At 59.3% G+C, this 17,620-nt stretch carries 20 protein-coding genes; 5 read left to right on the top strand and 15 right to left on the bottom strand.

The features are described 5' to 3' along the window. The first annotated feature begins 155 nt into the window (after positions 1 to 155). The 5 genes from BLS51_RS05155 (at position 156) to BLS51_RS29940 (ending at position 2,980) form a co-directional block, all read left to right on the top strand. A complete protein-coding gene (locus BLS51_RS05155) occupies positions 156 to 1,301 on the top strand; it encodes an aminotransferase class V-fold PLP-dependent enzyme (RefSeq protein ID WP_090177192.1) in 1,146 nt (381 codons plus the stop codon). Between the two features lie 109 nt (positions 1,302 to 1,410). Then, positions 1,411 to 1,689 carry a BrnT family toxin gene (locus BLS51_RS30590; protein ID WP_090177189.1) on the top strand — a complete coding sequence of 93 codons (279 nt, stop codon included), beginning with the start codon at positions 1,411 to 1,413 and terminating at the stop codon, positions 1,687 to 1,689. After that, positions 1,616 to 2,104: a DUF433 domain-containing protein gene (locus BLS51_RS29930; protein WP_217636398.1), complete on the top strand. Its 489-nt coding sequence runs from the start codon at positions 1,616 to 1,618 to the stop codon at positions 2,102 to 2,104. The genes BLS51_RS30590 and BLS51_RS29930 overlap by 74 nt, the downstream gene beginning before the upstream one ends. Before the next feature lie 170 nt (positions 2,105 to 2,274). Beyond that, positions 2,275 to 2,466 (top strand): BrnT family toxin, encoded by a 192-nt coding sequence (locus BLS51_RS30595; RefSeq protein ID WP_217636397.1) that lies wholly within the window; start codon positions 2,275 to 2,277, stop codon positions 2,464 to 2,466. Positions 2,467 to 2,479: 13 nt separating this feature from the next. Then, positions 2,480 to 2,980 (top strand): DUF433 domain-containing protein, encoded by a 501-nt coding sequence (locus BLS51_RS29940; protein WP_217636396.1) that lies wholly within the window; start codon positions 2,480 to 2,482, stop codon positions 2,978 to 2,980. On the opposite strand, the gene ispF is transcribed toward BLS51_RS29940, so the two are convergent. From ispF to nuoE, 15 genes are all read right to left on the bottom strand, one after another. Beyond that, positions 2,920 to 3,408 (bottom strand): 2-C-methyl-D-erythritol 2,4-cyclodiphosphate synthase, encoded by a 489-nt coding sequence (gene ispF / locus BLS51_RS05180; protein ID WP_090177186.1) that lies wholly within the window; start codon positions 3,406 to 3,408, stop codon positions 2,920 to 2,922. The genes BLS51_RS29940 and ispF overlap by 61 nt on opposite strands. Positions 3,409 to 3,410: 2 nt before the next feature. Continuing rightward, entirely contained in the window at positions 3,411 to 4,133 is a 723-nt protein-coding gene (ispD, locus tag BLS51_RS05185; RefSeq protein ID WP_090177183.1) for a 2-C-methyl-D-erythritol 4-phosphate cytidylyltransferase, read from the bottom strand. An 8-nt stretch (positions 4,134 to 4,141) separates the two neighbouring features. Further along, positions 4,142 to 4,834: a hypothetical protein gene (locus BLS51_RS05190; protein WP_090177178.1), complete on the bottom strand. Its 693-nt coding sequence runs from the start codon at positions 4,832 to 4,834 to the stop codon at positions 4,142 to 4,144. Then, positions 4,831 to 5,382 (bottom strand): NUDIX domain-containing protein, encoded by a 552-nt coding sequence (locus tag BLS51_RS05195; RefSeq protein WP_090177175.1) that lies wholly within the window; start codon positions 5,380 to 5,382, stop codon positions 4,831 to 4,833. The genes BLS51_RS05190 and BLS51_RS05195 overlap by 4 nt, the downstream gene beginning before the upstream one ends. Positions 5,383 to 5,416: 34 nt before the next feature. Continuing rightward, a complete protein-coding gene (locus tag BLS51_RS05200) occupies positions 5,417 to 5,722 on the bottom strand; it encodes a DUF2818 family protein (protein WP_090177172.1) in 306 nt (101 codons plus the stop codon). Beyond that, entirely contained in the window at positions 5,722 to 7,227 is a 1,506-nt protein-coding gene (gene nuoN / locus BLS51_RS05205) for an NADH-quinone oxidoreductase subunit NuoN (protein ID WP_090177169.1), read from the bottom strand. Before nuoN ends, BLS51_RS05200 begins: the two co-directional genes overlap by 1 nt. A gap of 20 nt (positions 7,228 to 7,247) precedes the next feature. Continuing rightward, positions 7,248 to 8,744 carry an NADH-quinone oxidoreductase subunit M gene (locus tag BLS51_RS05210; protein ID WP_090177166.1) on the bottom strand — a complete coding sequence of 499 codons (1,497 nt, stop codon included), beginning with the start codon at positions 8,742 to 8,744 and terminating at the stop codon, positions 7,248 to 7,250. Positions 8,745 to 8,775: 31 nt separating this feature from the next. Next, complete coding sequence (gene nuoL, locus BLS51_RS05215) at positions 8,776 to 10,872, bottom strand: NADH-quinone oxidoreductase subunit L (protein ID WP_090177161.1); 2,097 nt, start codon at positions 10,870 to 10,872, stop codon at positions 8,776 to 8,778. Positions 10,873 to 10,908: 36 nt separating this feature from the next. Continuing rightward, positions 10,909 to 11,217: an NADH-quinone oxidoreductase subunit NuoK gene (gene nuoK, locus BLS51_RS05220; protein WP_090177157.1), complete on the bottom strand. Its 309-nt coding sequence runs from the start codon at positions 11,215 to 11,217 to the stop codon at positions 10,909 to 10,911. Next, entirely contained in the window at positions 11,214 to 11,843 is a 630-nt protein-coding gene (locus BLS51_RS05225) for an NADH-quinone oxidoreductase subunit J (RefSeq protein ID WP_090177153.1), read from the bottom strand. Before BLS51_RS05225 ends, nuoK begins: the two co-directional genes overlap by 4 nt. A gap of 75 nt (positions 11,844 to 11,918) precedes the next feature. Beyond that, positions 11,919 to 12,407: an NADH-quinone oxidoreductase subunit NuoI gene (nuoI, locus tag BLS51_RS05230; protein WP_090177148.1), complete on the bottom strand. Its 489-nt coding sequence runs from the start codon at positions 12,405 to 12,407 to the stop codon at positions 11,919 to 11,921. Positions 12,408 to 12,420: 13 nt separating this feature from the next. Then, positions 12,421 to 13,506 (bottom strand): NADH-quinone oxidoreductase subunit NuoH, encoded by a 1,086-nt coding sequence (nuoH, locus tag BLS51_RS05235; protein WP_090177143.1) that lies wholly within the window; start codon positions 13,504 to 13,506, stop codon positions 12,421 to 12,423. After that, positions 13,506 to 15,824 (bottom strand): NADH-quinone oxidoreductase subunit NuoG, encoded by a 2,319-nt coding sequence (gene nuoG, locus BLS51_RS05240; protein ID WP_090177140.1) that lies wholly within the window; start codon positions 15,822 to 15,824, stop codon positions 13,506 to 13,508. The genes nuoH and nuoG overlap by 1 nt, the downstream gene beginning before the upstream one ends. Positions 15,825 to 15,846: 22 nt before the next feature. Further along, entirely contained in the window at positions 15,847 to 17,142 is a 1,296-nt protein-coding gene (nuoF, locus tag BLS51_RS05245) for an NADH-quinone oxidoreductase subunit NuoF (RefSeq protein WP_090177136.1), read from the bottom strand. Further along, entirely contained in the window at positions 17,139 to 17,618 is a 480-nt protein-coding gene (gene nuoE, locus BLS51_RS05250) for an NADH-quinone oxidoreductase subunit NuoE (RefSeq protein ID WP_090177132.1), read from the bottom strand. Before nuoE ends, nuoF begins: the two co-directional genes overlap by 4 nt. Between the last annotated feature and the right edge of the window lie 2 nt (positions 17,619 to 17,620).

The raw sequence follows: 17,620 nt of genomic DNA on the forward strand, positions 1-17,620 counted from the left end.
GGCTGGCAAAACGATGTCTACTTTCCTGTACGACTATCCTGCCGTCTCACAAGATGTAGCGACAACGGTGCTGGAAAGCGACGCTACACTCTTCTATGAGGAGATCAGCAAAACTTTGGATAGAATAGGACACGTCCCAAGCTAAAGGCCAACTCATGCATGACATTGCGTCCCAGTATCCCAAATCCACTTCTACGGTCACCAATCTCGAACACGGCTATTTCGGCGCGATGGCTTTGCCAGTGCAGGCGGCGTTTGAGGAGGCTGTGCGCTATGCGAATGCGCATCTGAGTCCGTTTGTGCGCGGGGAGTTCACCGCCAGGCATGTAGATATCTTGCGCACGCGGCTGGCACAACTGATCAACGCGGAGCCGGATGAGATACTGCTCACCCGCAGTGGCAGTGAGTCGATGCAAGTGCTGATTGGCCAGTATCATTCGTTGCAGCCGGGCGATGTGGTTTTGTGGAGCAATCTCGATTATCCGGCGATGCGCAACAGCATGGCGTGGCTGCAGCAGCGGCGCGGCGTCACGCCGTTGACGCTGCAATTTGAACTGCCCATCAGCCAGGAAGATCTGCTGGCGCGATACAAGGATGCCATCCGCAGTACGCCCGGCTTGAAACTGATGCTGCTGTCGCAGGTCTATCCGTGCAACGGCCAGCAGGTGCCGGTGCGCGAGATTGTCGCTTTCGCCCGCGAGCATGGTGTTGATGTGCTGGTCGACAGTGCGCACGCGCTGGGCCAGTTGCCGGTGGATGTGCAGCAGATGCATGTCGATTTCGCCGGCTTCAACCTGCACAAGTGGATCGGCGCGCCGCCGGGTCTTGGCTTCGTCTTCATCCGCGCTGCGCAACTGCACAAGATCGAGCCACACATGGGCGATCAGGATTATCCAGTCACCGATATCCGCTGTCGTCTGCATGTTGGCATGCCTGCGCTGGGCGCCGTTCTTGCCACGCCTGCGGCGCTCGATTTCCATGATAGCGTGGGCGGCACGCAAGCCAAGACGGCCCGCCTGGCCGAGTTGCGTGACTACTGGGTCAGCCGCGTCGCCGACCTGCCCGGCCTGCGCCTGCTGTCGCCACGCGCGGCGGAACATGGCACAGCGCTGGTCGCCTTCGCCATCGACGGCATGAGCGCGCGTGAACTACAGCAGGCGCTGCTGAACCGCTTCAACATCTTCACGGTCGAGCGCAACATCGGCCACAGCAACATCGTCCGCGCCACCGTCGCACTCTCCACCACCACCGAAGAGCTGGATCAACTGGTGGCAGCACTCACCGCCTTGACGCACGCTTGATTTAGCTTAAGGCCGGCAAAAAGTAACGGTTCAGGATAGCGCAACGATATCCTGGACCGACTGTCCTCTTCAGTCTGCTTGAAGGATATCTTTCAGCAGCTAGACTGAAATGACGATCTATTTTTGGGACGAGGCCAAGCGCAAAAGCAATCTTCGCAATCATGGTCTGGACTTTGCGGACTGTGGCACGGTGATCGAGGATCATCGCACGGTCACTATCGTGGATATGCGCTATCACTACAACGAACCGCGCTTTCTGGCGTTGGGCTTCTTGCGCGGTTACGAGGTAGCGGTTATTTACACGGAGCGAAATAATGGCATACGAATCATCTCATTCAGAAAAGTCACACGGAAAGAGCGTCGAGCCCTATTGGGGCGAAGTAAGTGAGTGGTCGGATGTCATACCCGGGCCTGACGATGACATTCAGTTCGATGACGATTGTCCTCCGTTGGAGTCGGGATTTTATGCCAATCCGGTCGTGCGATTTAAGGGAAGAATCATTGAGGAACGAAATTCGCCGCTCGATCCTTTCGACCCTGAAATGCTGGCTTTCATGCAGTCTTTAACACCAGAAGTGCAGATGGAGCCGGGCATTCTTGGTGGCACGCCAGTGTTTGCCAACACGCTGGTGCCGATCAAGCGAATGTTTGATTATCTGCTGGCGGGCAAAACCGTCGACGATTTCCTGCGCGACTATCCATCGGTGCCACGCGACCTCGCCTTCAGCGCCAGCGAGAATGAGGCGATTTTATTTTACGAAGAAATCAGCAAGGCGATGGATTCGGCTGCGATGACTGCATGAGCGCCAGCGGATTTGCGGGCAGGCTCAACTGGTCGTTGCTAAGCACTCTGACGCACTCTTGATTTAGCTTAAAGCACGTAAAGAACAACGGTTCAGGATATTCCAATGATTCCTGGGCCGACTGTCCTCTTCAGTCTGCTTGAAGGATATCGTTCAGCAGCTAGACTGAAATGACAATCTATTTTTGGGACGAGGCCAAGCGCAAAAGCAATCTTCGCAATCATGGTCTGGACTTTGCCGATTGTGGAGCTGTGATCGAGGATAGCCGCTCGATCACAATTGAGGATGCCCGCTACCATTACAACTTGCGACGTTTTTTGACGTTAGGTTTGTCGCGTGGACAGGAGGTCGCACTCATTTAAACGGAGCGAAATAATGGAATACGAATCATCTCATTCAGAAAGGCAACCCGAGAAGAACGTCGAACCATACTTGGGAGAAGTAAGCGAGTGGTCGGAAGTCATTCCAGGGCGTGACGATGACGTTCAGTTTGACGACGACTGCCCGCCTCTGGAGTCGGGGTTTTATTTCAACCCAGTTGAACGCTTCAAGGGGCGCATCATTGAGCCGCGAAACTCGCCGCTTGATCCTATCGATCCAGAACTGCTGGCTTTCATGCAGTCGCTGACACCCGAGGTACAGATGGAGTCGGCCGTTCTTGGAGGCACGCCGGTGTTTGCCAACACGCTGGTACCGATCAAGCGGATGTTTGATTATCTGCTGGCGGGCAAAACCGTCGAGGATTTCTTGCGCGACTATCCGTCGGTGCCGCCCGATATTGCCTTCAGTGCTAGCGAGAATGAGGCGATCCTGTTTTACGAGGAGATCAGCAAGGCGATGGATTCGGCGGCGATGCCTTCTTCGCGGCCGAGGTAGCCCAGCTTTTCATTGGTCTTGGCTTTGACGTTGACTTGGCTGATGTCCACGCCGAGGTCTTCGGCGATGTTGGCGCGCATCGACGGAATATGCGGCGCCATTTTCGGACGCTGGGCGATGATGGTGCAATCGATATTGCCGATGCTATAGCCAGTCGCCAAGACGCGCTTGGCAGCTTCTTTCAGCAGCTTGCGCGAATCGGCGCCTTTGAATTCCGGATCGGTGTCCGGGAAGTGCTTGCCGATGTCGCCCAGCGCGGCGGCACCCAAAATCGAATCTGTGATGGCGTGCAGCAGCACGTCTGCGTCCGAGTGGCCCAGCAGGCCAACGTGGTGCGGGATGTCGACGCCGCCGATAATCAGCTTGCGGCCTTCAACCAGCGCGTGGCAGTCATAGCCCTGGCCGATGCGGAATGGGAGTTTGTTCATGTTTAGTCGTCCTTATGTGCCAGGTACATCTCGGCGATGCGGATGTCTGCCGGCAGCGTTACTTTGAGGTTGCGTGGATGGCCTTCGATCAGGCGTGGCGCGTAGCCGAGCATTTCGACGGCGCTGGCGTCGTCGGTGATGGCGTTGGCGTCCGGGGCGCTGCCCAGGGCGCGCAGCAGCAAGGCGTAGCTGAACATCTGCGGCGTTTGGGCGGACCACAAGCCGTTGCGCGGCACGGTGGCGGCACTGACGCTGATGCCGTCGGTGCCGGGGGCGCTGCGTTTCATGGTGTCGACTACCGGCAGGGCCAGCAAGCCGCCGGCCGGATCGTTGCCGACGCCGTCGATCAAGCGAGCGATCAAAGAGGGCGTCAGGCCGGGACGTGCGGCGTCGTGGACCATCACCAGATCATGTTCGGCCAGCACGCCGTTCAGTGCGCGCAGGCCGTTCAGCACCGAGTCCATGCGCGTGGCGCCTCCGACGCGCAGCACGGTCACGCCGTCCAGGTCCGCCGGCAGCACGGAATCGATCACGCCATCATCAGGGCTGACCACCACGTAGGTGTGCGCCACCAGCGGCGAGGCGCGAAAAGCGTCGACAGCATGACGCAGCATCGGCTTTCCGCCGACCGTCAGATATTGCTTAGGCCCGTTCGCCGCCATGCGCGCGCCAACGCCGGCGGCCGGCAGCAGCGCGAAGTAGCGCGGTTTCGTATTCTCTGTCATAACTCTCTTTACTTGCGGCGGCGCGTCAGGATCTGCGCGATCTCGCCGTTACATGCCTTGCCCAGGCGGGCATATTCTTGCGGCGAGTCGATCTTTTCCTGATCGGCCTTGCCTTTCTCAAATTCGTCGCGGATGAAGTTGAACCAGGTGCTGCCGATCTCGTGCTGCAACGCCGACATCGCGGTGCCGGATGGCGCATACATCGGCTGCCCGGCGAAGCGCTTGTTCAATGCATCGCCCACCACCTTCTGCACGCGCGCCAGGTTGTCCATGTGCGCCTTCAGATGCCGCATCTCGTGATCCAGAATTTCCTTGTACGCGCAGGTGCCCGGCACAAACTCGTTGCCGACGTAGATACGCACCGGCGAGTAGTACAGCTGGATATCCACCTTCGGCGCGATGCATTCATAGCCGCTCTGACGGTCCTGCAGGATCGGTCCGCCCACCGAGGCCTTGTGCAAGCCTTGCGTAACGGTCAGGCCCAGCGTCTGCATGCCGCGGTTGCTGCTGCCGGTACGCGCGGTCAGCGCACGGTATGGCAGCTGGTTGTTGATGGTGTAGCCTTCCTGCTTCGCCTTCAATACCGACACCGACTTGCTGATCGTATCCTCACAGCGTATCTGGAATGGCGTGCGCTGCGCCGCTGCCTGCGCGTCGCTGGCGGCGACACACAGCATGACCAACGCAAGCCAGCGCTTCATAGCTTCCAGTCGCCCGAGCGCAGCTTGTCCAGCCAGAAGATGCCGATCACGGTCTTGACGTCGGTGATCTTGCCTTCGCGGACCCATTGCAACAGTTCGTCGATGGTGGCGGTGAAAGTTTCCAGGAATTCGCCTTCATCCAGCTTTTGCTTGCCGGCCTTCAGGCCGCGCGCCAGGTACAGGTCCAGATGCTCGTCCGCGTAAGCGATGGCGTTGTGGATCTTGGTAACGAACTGCCATTCGCCGCCGGTGTAGCCGGTTTCTTCTTCCAGCTCACGCTTGGCGGCTAGCAGTGGGTCTTCGCCCGGATCGATTTTCCCGGCTGGGAATTCAATGAATACGTCGTGCAGCGGATAGCGGAACTGGCGCTCCATCAGCACGGTGCCATCGTCCAGCAGCGGCAGAATCACCACCGCACCAGGATGCAGGATGTATTCGCGCTTGGTGCGCTTGCCGTTGGGAAGTTCTATGGTGTCGCGCTGGACTTTGAGGAAATGGCCGTCGTAGACCAGTTCGCCGTCGATACGCGTTTCTTTGAGGTTGTCCATCCCTGCTCCACTATCGTATGAGAACGATAGTGTATCAGCCGTGGGGCTTGCGCAGGTAGCGGACGATAAATCCCGGGAATCCGAGAACGATGAACAGGCAGGCGGAGATCGCGTAGAACTCCCAGGTCTGCGGGAAACGGGCGCCGATGTGGGTCTCAAGCGAGAACCCCACCGCGCCAACGACAAAGTACAGCACCGTCATTTCCAGCAAGCGCACGAACAGCGGCTTGCCTTGCCATTTGGTGCCGAGTACCGCGAACACTTTGTCGTTGAAGAACGGCAGGTTGGCCGCCGCGAGTGCTATCGCGATGACCAGCCAGCCGGCGGTGGAGATATCCATCAGGCAGCCAGCGTTGCTTTGATGGCTTTGAGCGACACGTCCAGCAGCGGGCCAGGCAGAATGCCCAGCGCGACGATGGCCAGGCCGTTCAGGCTCAGTACCAGTTTCATGTCGGCTGGCGCGGCCAGCGGTGCATTGTCAACCGGCTCGTCGAACCAGATGTGCTTGATAACGCGCAGGTAGTAGAACGCACCCACCAGCGAGAACATCACGGCAAACACGGTCAGCCAGATCTGGCCGGTGGCCAGCACCGAGTCCAGCACGGCGAACTTGGCGGCGAAGCCCATCATCGGTGGCACGCCGGCCAGCGAGAACAGCAGGATGGTCATCACGGTGGCGAACCAGCCGCTGCGCTTGCTCAGGCCTTTGAAGTCGGCGATGTTGTCGGCGTCGAAACCGGCGCGCGACAGCAGCATCAGCGTACCGAAGGTGCCGACGGTGGTCAGCACATAGGTCAGCACGTAGTACATGGCCGAGCTGTAGGCGGCGTCCATGCCGGTGCGGTTGGTGGTGCCGGCCACGCCAGCCAGCAGGCCCAGCAGCACGAAACCGATTTGTGCGATGGTCGAGTAAGCCAGCATACGCTTGATGTTGGTTTGCGCGATCGCGGTGACGTTACCCACCACCAGCGACATCACAGCCAGCACCATCAGCATTTGCTGCCAGTCGAACGCCATCGGCAGCAGGCCTTCCACCAGCAGGCGGATGCAGATCGCGAAGGTGGCGATCTTCGGTGCGCCGCCCAGCAGCAGGGTCACGGCGGTTGGTGCGCCATCATAGACGTCAGGCACCCACATATGGAACGGCACGGCGCCCAGTTTGAAGGCCAGGCCGGCAACCAGGAACACCAGGCCGAACACCAGGATGGTCGGCTTGATGGTGCCGGCGGAAACAGCGGTAGCGATTTCGCGGATGTCCAGCGTGCCGGTCGCGCCATACAGCATCGACATGCCGTACAGCAGGAAGCCCGAAGCCAGCGCACCCAGGACGAAGTACTTCATCGCCGCTTCGGTTGCGCGCACGTTGTCGCGGCGCATCGCCACCAGTGCGTACAGCGACAGCGACATCAGTTCCACGCCGAGGTAGATCGACAGCAGACTGGAAGCCGAGATCATGATCATCTGGCCCAGCATGGCGAACAGCGCCAGCACGTAGAACTCGCCGCCCAGGTTGCCGCTCAACATGTCGCGGTCAGTCGCGTACTGGCGCGAATAGATCAGCGTCATGCCGACGGTCAGGTAGGTGAACAGTTTCAGCAGGTTGGCCATCGGGTCGGCGACGAACATACCGTGGAAGGTATAGGTCGTGGTGCCGGCGGCGAAGTCCGTGTAGCTGATGCCAGCCAGGACCACCAGCATCAGCAGGGACAGCACGTAGGTGAACGAACGCTGCGCCTTGGACAGGAACATGTCGATCAGCAGGATGGCCGAAGCGCCGATCAGCAACGCGATCTCGGCATAGGCCGGGACCAGGTTGATGGCGTCTTGTGCAATAGGTGTAGTCATTTATGCGTTTCCGTTTTTTCTTAAGGCAGCTTGCTGTGTGCTACGTGTGCCAGCAGGTCAGCGACCGAGGTTTGCATCGTGTCGGTGAATGGTGCTGGGTACAGGCCCATGTACAGCGTGGCAACCGCCAGAATGCCCAGCATGAAGAACTCGCGGCCATTCAGGTCGACCAGTTCAGCCACGTGGTGGTTGGTCACTTTGCCGAAGATGACGCGCTTGGCCATCCACAGCGAGTACGCTGCGCCAAAGATCAGTGCCGTTGCTGCCAGCAGGCCGATCCAGAAGTTGTACTGGGTGGCGCCCAGGATCACCATGAACTCGCCAACGAAACCGGAGGTTGCTGGCAGGCCGCAGTTGGCCATCGAGAACAGGATGAAGAAGGCGGCAAACTTAGGCATCTTGTTGACCACACCACCGTAGTCGGCGATGTTGCGCGAGTGGGCCTGGTCGTACAGCACGCCAATACACAGGAACATCGCGCCCGACACGAAGCCGTGCGAGATCATCTGCATGATGGCGCCCTGCACTGCCATGTCGTTGAAGACGAAGAAGCCCAGCGTGACGAAGCCCATGTGCGCGATCGACGAGTAGGCGACCAGCTTTTTCATGTCTTTCTGTACCAGTGCCACCAGACCGATGTAGATCACGGCGATCAGCGACAGGGTAATCACAAAGCCCGACAGGTAGTGCGAAGCATCCGGCGTGATCGGCAGCGAAAAACGGATGAAGCCATAGGCGCCGAGTTTCAGCATGATCGCGGCCAGCACGGCGGAACCGCCGGTTGGCGCTTCGACGTGGACATCCGGCAGCCAGGTGTGGACCGGGAACATCGGCACTTTCACGGCAAACGCCATGAAGAAGGCCAGGAAGATCAATATCTGTTCGGTCATCGTCAGCGGCGCCTTGTGCCACAGCAGGATGTCCCAGCTACCGGTCACGTTGTACAGGTAGACGATGGCAACCAGCGTCAGCAGCGAGCCGAAGAAGGTGTACAGGAAGAACTTGAACGACGCATACACGCGGTTGTCGCCGCCCCAGATACCGATGATGATGTACATCGGGATCAGGGTCGCTTCGAAGAAGAAGTAGAACAGCAGGCCGTCCATGGCGGTGAACACGCCGATCATCAGGCCGGACAGGATCAGGAACGCGCCCATGTATTGCGCGACGCGCTTCTGGATCACTTGCCAGGCCGAGATCACCACGATGATGGTGATGAAGGCGGTCAGCGGCACGAACCACAGCGACAGGCCATCGATACCCAGCGAGTACCAGATGTTGAAGCGCTCGATCCACGGCGCTTTCTCGACGAACTGCATGCCGTGGGCGGCATTGTCAAAGTGGGTGATCAGCGGGATCGTCGCACCGAAGCTGACAATCGAGCCAATCAAAGTCAGCACGCGGGTGAATGGCGCGTTGCTGTCACGCCCTACTGCCAGCACGATCAGGCCGAAAATAATCGGGAGCCAGATCGAGAGGCTCAGGTACGGAGGTAATGAAGATATTGTTGACATCATGGTTATCGTTATCTCTATGCGTATCAGCTAATTAAGCGTGCCAAAACGGCAGGAAGTAGACCAGGAACCCCAGAATGCCGAGGATCATCACGAAGGCGTAGTGGTAGATATAACCGGTCTGCGCCAGGCGGGTGATCGAGGAGAACCAGCCAACCAGCTTGGCGCTGCCGTTGACCAGCAGACCGTCGATCAGTTTCTTGTCGCCGAAGTTCCACAGGCCTTCACCCAGCAAGCGTGCGCCACCGGCAAACACGGTCTGGTTGAACTTGTCCATGTAGTACTTGTTGTCCAGCAGCGTGTGCACTGCCTTGAACTTGGCGAAGAACCATGCCGGTACGCGTGGATTGATCATATAGCAGTAGTACGACGATGCGACACCCGCGATGGCCAGCCACAGCGGCAACGTGGTCAGCGAATGGATCGCCATGCCGACGGCACCGTGGAACTCTTCGCCCAGGATTTCCATCGCCTTGTGGTTTTCACCGATGAAGATGACATCCTTGAAGAAGTCGCCATGCAGCATAGGCTGGATGGTGAAGAAGCCGATCAGCACCGACGGGATGGCCAGGGCCACCAGCGGGAACCAGACTACGAATGGCGATTCGTGCGGTTTCTGGCCTGGGGCCAGACCGTGGTGCGCGTGGTCGTCATGGTCTTCGTCGTGGCCATGGTCGTCGTGACCGTGGTCGTCATGCGCAGCGGCAGCAGCCGGAGCATGGTGATCGTCATGGCCGTGGGCATGCGCCTGGCCGAAACGCTCTTTACCGTGGAACACCAGGAAGTACATACGGAACGAGTAGAACGCGGTCACGAACACGCCAGCCAGCACGGCGAAGTTGGCGAAACCGGCGCCCCAGATATGCGTCTCGTGCACGGCTTCGATGATCGAGTCTTTCGAATAGAAGCCCGAGAAGAACGGCGTACCGATCAGGGCCAGCGAGCCCAGCAGCGAAGTGATCCAGGTGATCGGCATGTATTTACGCAGGCCGCCCATGTTGCGGATGTCCTGGTCGTGGTGCATACCGATGATGACCGAACCGGCGCCCAGGAACAGCAGTGCCTTGAAGAACGCGTGGGTCATCAGGTGGAACACGGCCACCGAGTAAGCCGACGAACCCAGCGCCACAGTCATGTAGCCCAGCTGCGACAGCGTCGAGTAAGCGACGACGCGCTTGATGTCGTTCTGGATGATGCCCAGGAAGCCCATGAACAGCGCGGTAATCGAACCGATCACCAGGATGAAGCTCAGCGCGGTGTCCGACAGCTCGAACAGCGGCGACATGCGCGACACCATGAAGATGCCGGCGGTAACCATGGTTGCCGCGTGAATCAGTGCGGAAATCGGGGTTGGGCCTTCCATCGAATCTGGCAGCCAGACGTGCAGCGGGAACTGCGCCGATTTACCCATCGCGCCGATGAACAGGCAGATACAGGCGACGGTCAGCAGCGCCCAGTCGGTACCCGGCAGCGTCAGCAGGGACAGTGCTTCGCGCTTGGCGAACACTTCCTGGTAATTCATCGAACCGGCGTAAGCCAGCAGCAGGCCGATACCCAGGATGAAGCCGAAATCACCCACACGATTGACCAGGAAGGCCTTCATGTTGGCGAAGATGGCGGTCGGACGGGTGTACCAGAAGCCGATCAGCAGGTAGGACACCAGGCCCACGGCTTCCCAGCCGAAGAACAGTTGCAGGAAGTTGTTCGCCATCACCAGCATCAGCATGGAGAAGGTGAACAGCGAGATGTACGAGAAGAAGCGGTTGTAGCCTTCATCTTCCGCCATGTAGCCGATGGTGTAGATGTGCACCATCAGCGACACAAAGGTCACCACGCACATCATCATCGCCGACAGCGAATCGATCTGGAAGCCGACTTCCAGCTTCATGCCGGCCACGGTCATCCAGGTGTAGATGGTTTCATTGAAGCGCGCGCCGTCGAGCACTTCCATCAGCGTCATCGCCGAAATAATGAATGCCACCAGCACGCCCAGAATGGTCGCCGCAGTCACGGTCTTGCGACCGACCACGTTGCCGAAGAATTTAGTTCCCAGCAAGCCTGCTACCGCTGCGCCCGCGAGGGGCGCCAGTGGTACGGCTAGCAAGAGATTAGCGTTAAGTGTACCCGCCATGATGAACCTTAATCGTTATTTTTCGGAGGTTAAAACTTAGCCCTTCAGGCTATCCAGGTCTTCTACGTTGATGGTGTCCAGATTACGGAACAGCACCACCAGGATCGCGAGGCCGATTGCCGATTCGGCAGCAGCAACGGTCAGGATAAAGAAGACAAAGATTTGGCCTGCCGCATCACCGAGGTAATGCGAGAACGCGATGAAGTTCATGTTCACTGCCAGCAGCATCAGTTCGATGGCCATCAGAATGACAATGACGTTCTTGCGGTTCAGGAAAATACCCACGATCGAGATCGCGAACAGGATCGCGCCCAGAACCAGGTAGTGAGCCAGGGATAAAGTCATGGTGCCTCCTTAACTTCGGTTTCAACCTGGCCGCGCGTAGTGACTGGATCAATTTTCACGATCTTCAGGCGGTCATTACGCTTGACGCGGACAGCGTCGGCTGGGTCGAAGAATTTGGTGTCTTTGCGCTTGCGCAGGGTCAGCGCCACGGCTGCGATGATCGCAACCAGCAGGACCACGGCGGCAATCTCAAAGCCATAGATGTATTTGGTGTAGATCAGCAGGCCCAGTTCCTTGGTGCCGCCGATATTGTTTGGATTGGCCACTTCCTGATCGAAGGTCAGGAACGAGCGCCACAGCACGGCAGCCATTTCCAGCACGATGATCACGCCGACAAACGAAGCGACTGGCAGATAGCCCCAGAAGTTTTCGCGCAGCTTTTCGGTGTCGATGTCGAGCATCATGACCACGAACAGGAACAGCACCATCACGGCGCCAACGTAGACCAGCACCAGCACGATGGCCAGGAACTCGGCTTCCAGCAGCATCCAGATGCCGGCGGCGTTGAAGAACGCCAGCACCAGGAACAGTGCCGCGTGCACCGGATTGCGGGCCGTGATAACGCGCAGCGAGGCCAATATCATGATGGCCGCGAAGACGTAGAACAAAGCAGTTTTAAATTCCATAACTAACCCAAGAGACGTACAGTTTTATTGATCACATCGCTGAAGCGGGCCTCACCGGAGTTCGGCCCGCCTGGGTCAGCGATAAGGAGCGTCCGCTGCGCGGGCTGCGGCGATATCGTTCTCGTAACGGTCGCCGACGGCCAGCAGCATCTCTTTCGTGTAGTACAGATCGCCGCGTTTCTCGCCGTGGTATTCCAGCACATGCGTTTCCACGATCGAATCAACCGGGCACGACTCTTCGCAGAAACCGCAGAAGATGCACTTGGTCAGATCGATGTCGTAACGGGTGGTACGGCGCGAGCCGTCCTCACGCTGCTCGGATTCGATGCTGATCGCCATCGCCGGGCACACTGCTTCGCACAGTTTGCAGGCGATGCAGCGCTCTTCCCCGTTCGGATAGCGGCGCAGCGCGTGCAGGCCACGGAAGCGCGGCGACATTGGCGTCTTCTCTTCCGGGTACTGCACGGTGATCTTGCGCGAGAACATATACTTGCCCGTCAGCGCCATCCCTTTGATCAGTTCGGTCAGCATGAAGCTACCGATAAAGTCTTTTAAACGTTCCATTTTCTTTAATCCCTTACTTCCAGATATTCCAGGAGGTCTGCATCCAGCCAGCGATGAACACCAGATACACCAGCGTCAGCGGAATGAATACTTTCCAGCCCAAACGCATGATCTGGTCATAACGGTAGCGTGGGAAAGTACCGCGCACCCAGATGAAGACCGACACCAGGAAGAACGCTTTGGCGAACAACCAGAAGAAGCCGCCGAAACCGCCCCAGAATTCGAGGAAGGCAAACGGTGCGGACCAGCCGCCCAGGAACATGATCGAACCCAGCGTGGCGATCAGGATCATGTTGGCGTATTCGGCCAGCATGAACATGGCGTAGGCCATGCCCGAGTATTCGACCATGTGGCCGGCAACGATTTCCGACTCGCCCTCGACCACGTCGAACGGGTGGCGGTTGCACTCGGCCAGGCCGGAGGTCAGGTAGACCACGAACAACGGCAGCAGCGGCAGCCAGTTCCACGACAGGAAGTTCAAGCCCTGCTCGACCATCATGCCTTTTTGCTGGCCGGCGACGATGTCACCGAAGTTCAGCGAACCGGACACCATCAGCACGACCACCAGCACGAAGCCCATCGGGATTTCGTAGGAAATCATCTGTGCCGAAGCGCGCATCGCGCCCATGAACGAGTACTTCGAGTTCGAGGCCCAGCCGGCGATGATGATGCCGTAGACTTCCATCGAGGTAATCGCCATCAGCAGCAGCAGACCGGCGTTGACGTTGGCGATCACGGCTTCCGGACCGAAAGGCACCACTGCCCAGCATGCCAGTGCCGGCATGATGGTCATGATCGGGCCGATGACGAACAGGCCTGGGTTGGCCTTGGCCGGGGTGATGATCTCTTTGAACAGCAGTTTCAGCGCATCGGCGATCGGCTGCAGCAGACCCAGCGGACCGACGCGGTTAGGACCGACGCGGATCTGGATCCAGCCGATGAACTTGCGCTCCCACAGGGTGGCGTAAGCAACCAGGCCCATCAGCGGCAGCAGCACGCACAGGACTTTGATCAGCGACCAGACCACTGGCCAGACTGGCGCCAGCACGCTGTTGGCGCCCAGCGTGTGTAGTGTAGTGACGAATTCAGGCAGCGCCATTATTTCACCTCTCCTGCTTTTTCAACGGTGATGGAACCAAACATGCTGCCCAGGGCGGCGGTCGATGCATGAGCAGCGGCCACGCGCACGGCGTTGGCTGGCAGTTTGGCGTCGACAGTGGCGACCAGGATCGCGCTGCCGAAGCCTTGGGTAACCTTGACCTTGTCGCCTTCGGCAACACCCAGTTGCTGCGCCAGGGCGCTCGACAGGTGCGCTTTCGGCGCAGCCGCGTCGGCCATCTTCTGCAGCGACTCGGCGCGGCGGACCACGGCGTCGGCGAAGTAGATCGGCACGTCGGCGATACGTTCAACACCAGTCGAGGTAGCGGTAGCGGCGGTCAGCGGCAGCTTGGACACGTTGTTCAGCTTGGCCGATACATCGGTCACGCCGGCGCCCAGCACTTCGTCGCGGATCGCTTCCGAGGTGTCGTAGTCGAAGCCGTCCAGGCCGAGGATGTTACCCAGCACGCGCAGCACTTTCCACGCAGGACGGGTTTCCAGCAGCGGCTTGACGGTGCCGTTGAAGCTTTGTGCACGGCCTTCAGCATTGATGAAGGTGCCCGAGGTTTCGCTGAATGGCGAAATCGGCAGCAGCACATCGGCGTAGTCCATGCCGTGCTTGTAGGCGGACAGGGCCACGACCATGTCGGCTTTCTTCAGGGCGGCCACGGCGGCTTGCGGATTGTGCGCGTCCAGTTCCGGTTCGGCGTTCAGCAGCAGGTAAGCGGCTTTCGGCTCGCTGAAGGCTGGCGCCTTGCCGCTGTTGGCGTTGGCGATGTAGGCGCCAACGGTGTTGGCGGCTTCGGTCAGGTAGCCCAGCTTGGCGCCGGTCTGTTCAGCGATCCATTGTGCGGCGGCGTGCAGCGCGGCAGCTTGTGGGTGCTGTACAGCAGCGTTGCCCAGGAATACGCCCTTGCTTTCGCCCGACAGCAGCGAAGCGGCGATCGCGGCAGCAGCGTCCGAGGCTTGTACGCCTTCGTAGCCTGCTGGTGCGGCAACTTCTTTCGCTTTAGCGACGGCGACAACCACTTGCGACAGCGCCGACAGCCACTCCGATGGAGCAACGATCAGTTTGTTGGCGATGGTCATCAGCTGGTCGTCGTCGGTTGCGTGCAGGATCGACAGCTTGGCGCCGCCCTTCACTGCGGTACGCAGACGGGTGGCCAGCAGCGGGTGATCCTTGCGCAGGAACGAGCCGATCACGAAGGCGCGGTTGAGCGCGCCGAATTCGCTGATCGACATGCCCAGCCACGGCGTCACGTCCGACGAGAAGTCGGTCTGGCGCAGGCGGGTGTCGACGCTGTCCGAGCCCATGGCGCGGGTCAGCTTTTGCAGCAGGTGCAGTTCTTCCAGCGTCGAGTGCGGCGTGGCCAGCGAGGCCAACGCATTGGCGCCGTGTTCGTGACGGATGTTTTTCAGGCCGTGCGCGACGTATTCCAGCGCGGTCTGCCAATCGACTTCCTTCCACTCGCCGCCCTGCTTCAGCATCGGCTGGGTCAGGCGGTCGCTGGTGTTCAGGCCTTCGTACGAGAAGCGGTCCTTGTCGGAAATCCAGCACTCGTTGACTGCGTCGTTTTCCAGCGGCAGCACGCGCATGACTTTGCCGGCTTTAACCTGAACGATCAGGTTGGCGCCCAGGCCGTCGTGCGGCGATACCGATTTACGGCGCGACAGTTCCCAGGTACGGGCGCTGTAACGGAATGGCTTGGAGGTCAGCGCGCCGACCGGGCACAGGTCGATCATATTGCCGGACATTTCCGAGTTGACGGTCTGGCCGACAAACGCGGTGATTTCCGAATGTTCGCCGCGGCCGATCATGCCCAGTTCCATGACGCCGGCCACTTCCTGGCCGAAACGCACGCAACGGGTGCACTGGATGCAACGCGCCATTTCCTGCATCGACACCAGCGGGCCGGCGTCTTTCGGGGTGACCACACGCTTGTCTTCTTCGTAGCGCGATTCGCCCTTGCCGTAGCCCACTGCCAAGTCTTGCAACTGGCACTCGCCGCCCTGATCGCAGATCGGGCAGTCCAGCGGGTGGTTAATCAGCAGGAATTCCATCACCGACTTCTGTGCCTGCGTGGCCTTGTCGGAGTTGGAGCGCACAATCATGCCCGCCGAGACCGGCGTTGCGCATGCTGGCAAAGGCTTGGGCGCCTTCTCCACTTCGACGAGGCACATGCGGCAGTTAGCTGCGATCGACAATTTCTTGTGATAGCAGAAGTGCGGAATGTAGGTTCCCAGTTTGTTGGCGGCGTCCATCACCATGCTACCAGCAGGGACTTCGACTTTTTTGCCGTCTATTTCGATTTCAACCATGGTGATCGTTACCTGACGCAGCTTAAATATACGCGGGCACGCAGCATTGCTTGTGCTCGATATGGTGTTCAAATTCTTCGCGGAATTGCTTGATGAACGCACGCATAGGCATTGCTGCCGCGTCGCCCAGCGCGCAAATCGTGCGGCCCTGGATGTTGTCGCATACCGAATTCAGCACGTCCAGGTCCGATGCGCGGCCCTGACCGTTTTCGATGCGGTGGATCATGCGGTACATCCAGCCCGTGCCTTCACGGCACGGCGTGCACTGGCCGCACGACTCTTCAAAGTAGAAGTACGCCAGGCGTTCCATGGCCTTGACCATGCAGCGGGTCTCGTCCAGCACGATGACCGCGCCGGAACCCAGCATCGAACCGGCCTTGGCGATCGAATCGTAATCCAGGTCGGTTTGCATCATGATCTCGCCACGGATCACCGGCGACGAGGAACCGCCAGGAATCACAGCCTTGATCTTTTTGCCGCCGCGCATGCCGCCTGCCAGTTCCAGCAGTTTGGCAAACGGCGTACCCAGTGGTACTTCGTAGTTGCCCGGACGCTCAACGTCGCCCGAGATCGAGAAGATCTTCGAGCCGCCGTTGTTCGGACGGCCAATCGCCAGGTACTTTTCAGGGCCCATGTTCAGGATGAACGGCACCGCAGCGAAGGTTTCAGTGTTGTTGATGGTGGTCGGTTTGCCGTACAGGCCGAACGACGCCGGGAATGGCGGCTTGAAACGCGGCTGGCCTTTTTTGCCTTCCAGCGATTCCAGCAACGCAGTCTCTTCGCCGCAGATGTAAGCGCCATAGCCATGGTGCGCGTGCAGCTGGAAGCTGAACTCGCTGCCCATGATCTTGTCGCCCAGGAAGCCGGCGGCGCGCGCCTCTTCCAGCGCTTCTTCAAAGCGGGTGTACACCTCGAAGATCTCGCCGTGGATGTAGTTGTAGCCAACCGTGATGCCCATCGCGTAGGCGCCGATGGCCATGCCTTCGATCAGCGAGTGCGGATTGTAGCGAAGAATGTCGCGGTCCTTGAAAGTGCCCGGTTCGCCCTCATCTGAGTTGCATACCAGGTACTTCTGGCCCGGGAACTGGCGCGGCATGAAGCTCCACTTCAGGCCGGTAGGGAAACCCGCGCCACCACGGCCGCGCAGCGACGACGCTTTCAGGTCGGCGATGATCTGTTCCGGGGTGATTTTCTCTTCGATGATACGGCGCAGGGCGCTGTAGCCGCCGCGCTTGACGTAATCTTCCAGATGCCAGTTATCGCCGTCGAGGCCGGCCAGGATGACTGGATCGATGTGTCGGTTGTGGAGTGACGTCATTTCTTCAGTTCCTCCACGAGGGAGTCAATTTTGTCATTGGACATGAAGCTGCACATGCGGTGGTTATTCACCAGCAGCACCGGTGCGTCGCCGCAGGCGCCCATGCACTCGCCTTCCATCAGCGTGAACGCGCCGTCTTCCGTGGTGTCACGGTAGTCGATGCCCAGCTTCTGCTTCAGGTGGTGTGCCGCGCGCTCGCCGCCCGACAGGGCGCAAGGCAGGTTGGTGCACACAGTGATCTTGTGCTTGCCGACCGGCTTCAGGTTGTACATATTGTAGAACGTCGCGACTTCCTGCACGGCGATGGCCGGCATGCGGATGTAGTCGGCCAGTTCCTGCATGGTTTCAGGCGAGACCCAGCCCAGTTCAACCTGGGCGTGCGCCAGCGCGGCCATCACGGCCGATTGGCGCTGATCGTCTGGGTACTTGGCCAGCTCGCGATCGATTTTTTTGTAGCACTGCTCGGATAACAACATAC

Source organism: Duganella sp. OV510 (assembly GCF_900100205.1).
Classification (GTDB): Bacteria; Pseudomonadota; Gammaproteobacteria; order Burkholderiales; family Burkholderiaceae_D; genus Rugamonas.

Excerpts from the sequence above, each read along its gene's own strand:
- nuoH (WP_090177143.1), bottom strand. The coding sequence starts at position 13,506 with ATGGCGCTGCCTGAATTCGTCACTACACTACACACGCTGGGCGCCAAC.
- BLS51_RS05210 (WP_090177166.1), bottom strand. The coding sequence starts at position 8,744 with ATGATGTCAACAATATCTTCATTACCTCCGTACCTGAGCCTCTCGATC.
- BLS51_RS29930 (WP_217636398.1), top strand. The coding sequence starts at position 1,616 with ATGGCATACGAATCATCTCATTCAGAAAAGTCACACGGAAAGAGCGTC.
- nuoK (WP_090177157.1), bottom strand. The coding sequence starts at position 11,217 with ATGACTTTATCCCTGGCTCACTACCTGGTTCTGGGCGCGATCCTGTTC.
- BLS51_RS30590 (WP_090177189.1), top strand. The coding sequence starts at position 1,411 with ATGACGATCTATTTTTGGGACGAGGCCAAGCGCAAAAGCAATCTTCGC.
- BLS51_RS05155 (WP_090177192.1), top strand. The coding sequence starts at position 156 with ATGCATGACATTGCGTCCCAGTATCCCAAATCCACTTCTACGGTCACC.
- nuoG (WP_090177140.1), bottom strand. The coding sequence starts at position 15,824 with ATGGTTGAAATCGAAATAGACGGCAAAAAAGTCGAAGTCCCTGCTGGT.
- ispF (WP_090177186.1), bottom strand. The coding sequence starts at position 3,408 with ATGAACAAACTCCCATTCCGCATCGGCCAGGGCTATGACTGCCACGCG.
- nuoN (WP_090177169.1), bottom strand. The coding sequence starts at position 7,227 with ATGACTACACCTATTGCACAAGACGCCATCAACCTGGTCCCGGCCTAT.
- BLS51_RS05225 (WP_090177153.1), bottom strand. The coding sequence starts at position 11,843 with ATGGAATTTAAAACTGCTTTGTTCTACGTCTTCGCGGCCATCATGATA.
- BLS51_RS05190 (WP_090177178.1), bottom strand. The coding sequence starts at position 4,834 with ATGAAGCGCTGGCTTGCGTTGGTCATGCTGTGTGTCGCCGCCAGCGAC.
- nuoI (WP_090177148.1), bottom strand. The coding sequence starts at position 12,407 with ATGGAACGTTTAAAAGACTTTATCGGTAGCTTCATGCTGACCGAACTG.
- nuoL (WP_090177161.1), bottom strand. The coding sequence starts at position 10,872 with ATGGCGGGTACACTTAACGCTAATCTCTTGCTAGCCGTACCACTGGCG.
- ispD (WP_090177183.1), bottom strand. The coding sequence starts at position 4,133 with ATGACAGAGAATACGAAACCGCGCTACTTCGCGCTGCTGCCGGCCGCC.
- BLS51_RS29940 (WP_217636396.1), top strand. The coding sequence starts at position 2,480 with ATGGAATACGAATCATCTCATTCAGAAAGGCAACCCGAGAAGAACGTC.
- BLS51_RS05195 (WP_090177175.1), bottom strand. The coding sequence starts at position 5,382 with ATGGACAACCTCAAAGAAACGCGTATCGACGGCGAACTGGTCTACGAC.
- BLS51_RS30595 (WP_217636397.1), top strand. The coding sequence starts at position 2,275 with ATGACAATCTATTTTTGGGACGAGGCCAAGCGCAAAAGCAATCTTCGC.
- nuoE (WP_090177132.1), bottom strand. The coding sequence starts at position 17,618 with ATGTTGTTATCCGAGCAGTGCTACAAAAAAATCGATCGCGAGCTGGCC.
- nuoF (WP_090177136.1), bottom strand. The coding sequence starts at position 17,142 with ATGACGTCACTCCACAACCGACACATCGATCCAGTCATCCTGGCCGGC.
- BLS51_RS05200 (WP_090177172.1), bottom strand. The coding sequence starts at position 5,722 with ATGGATATCTCCACCGCCGGCTGGCTGGTCATCGCGATAGCACTCGCG.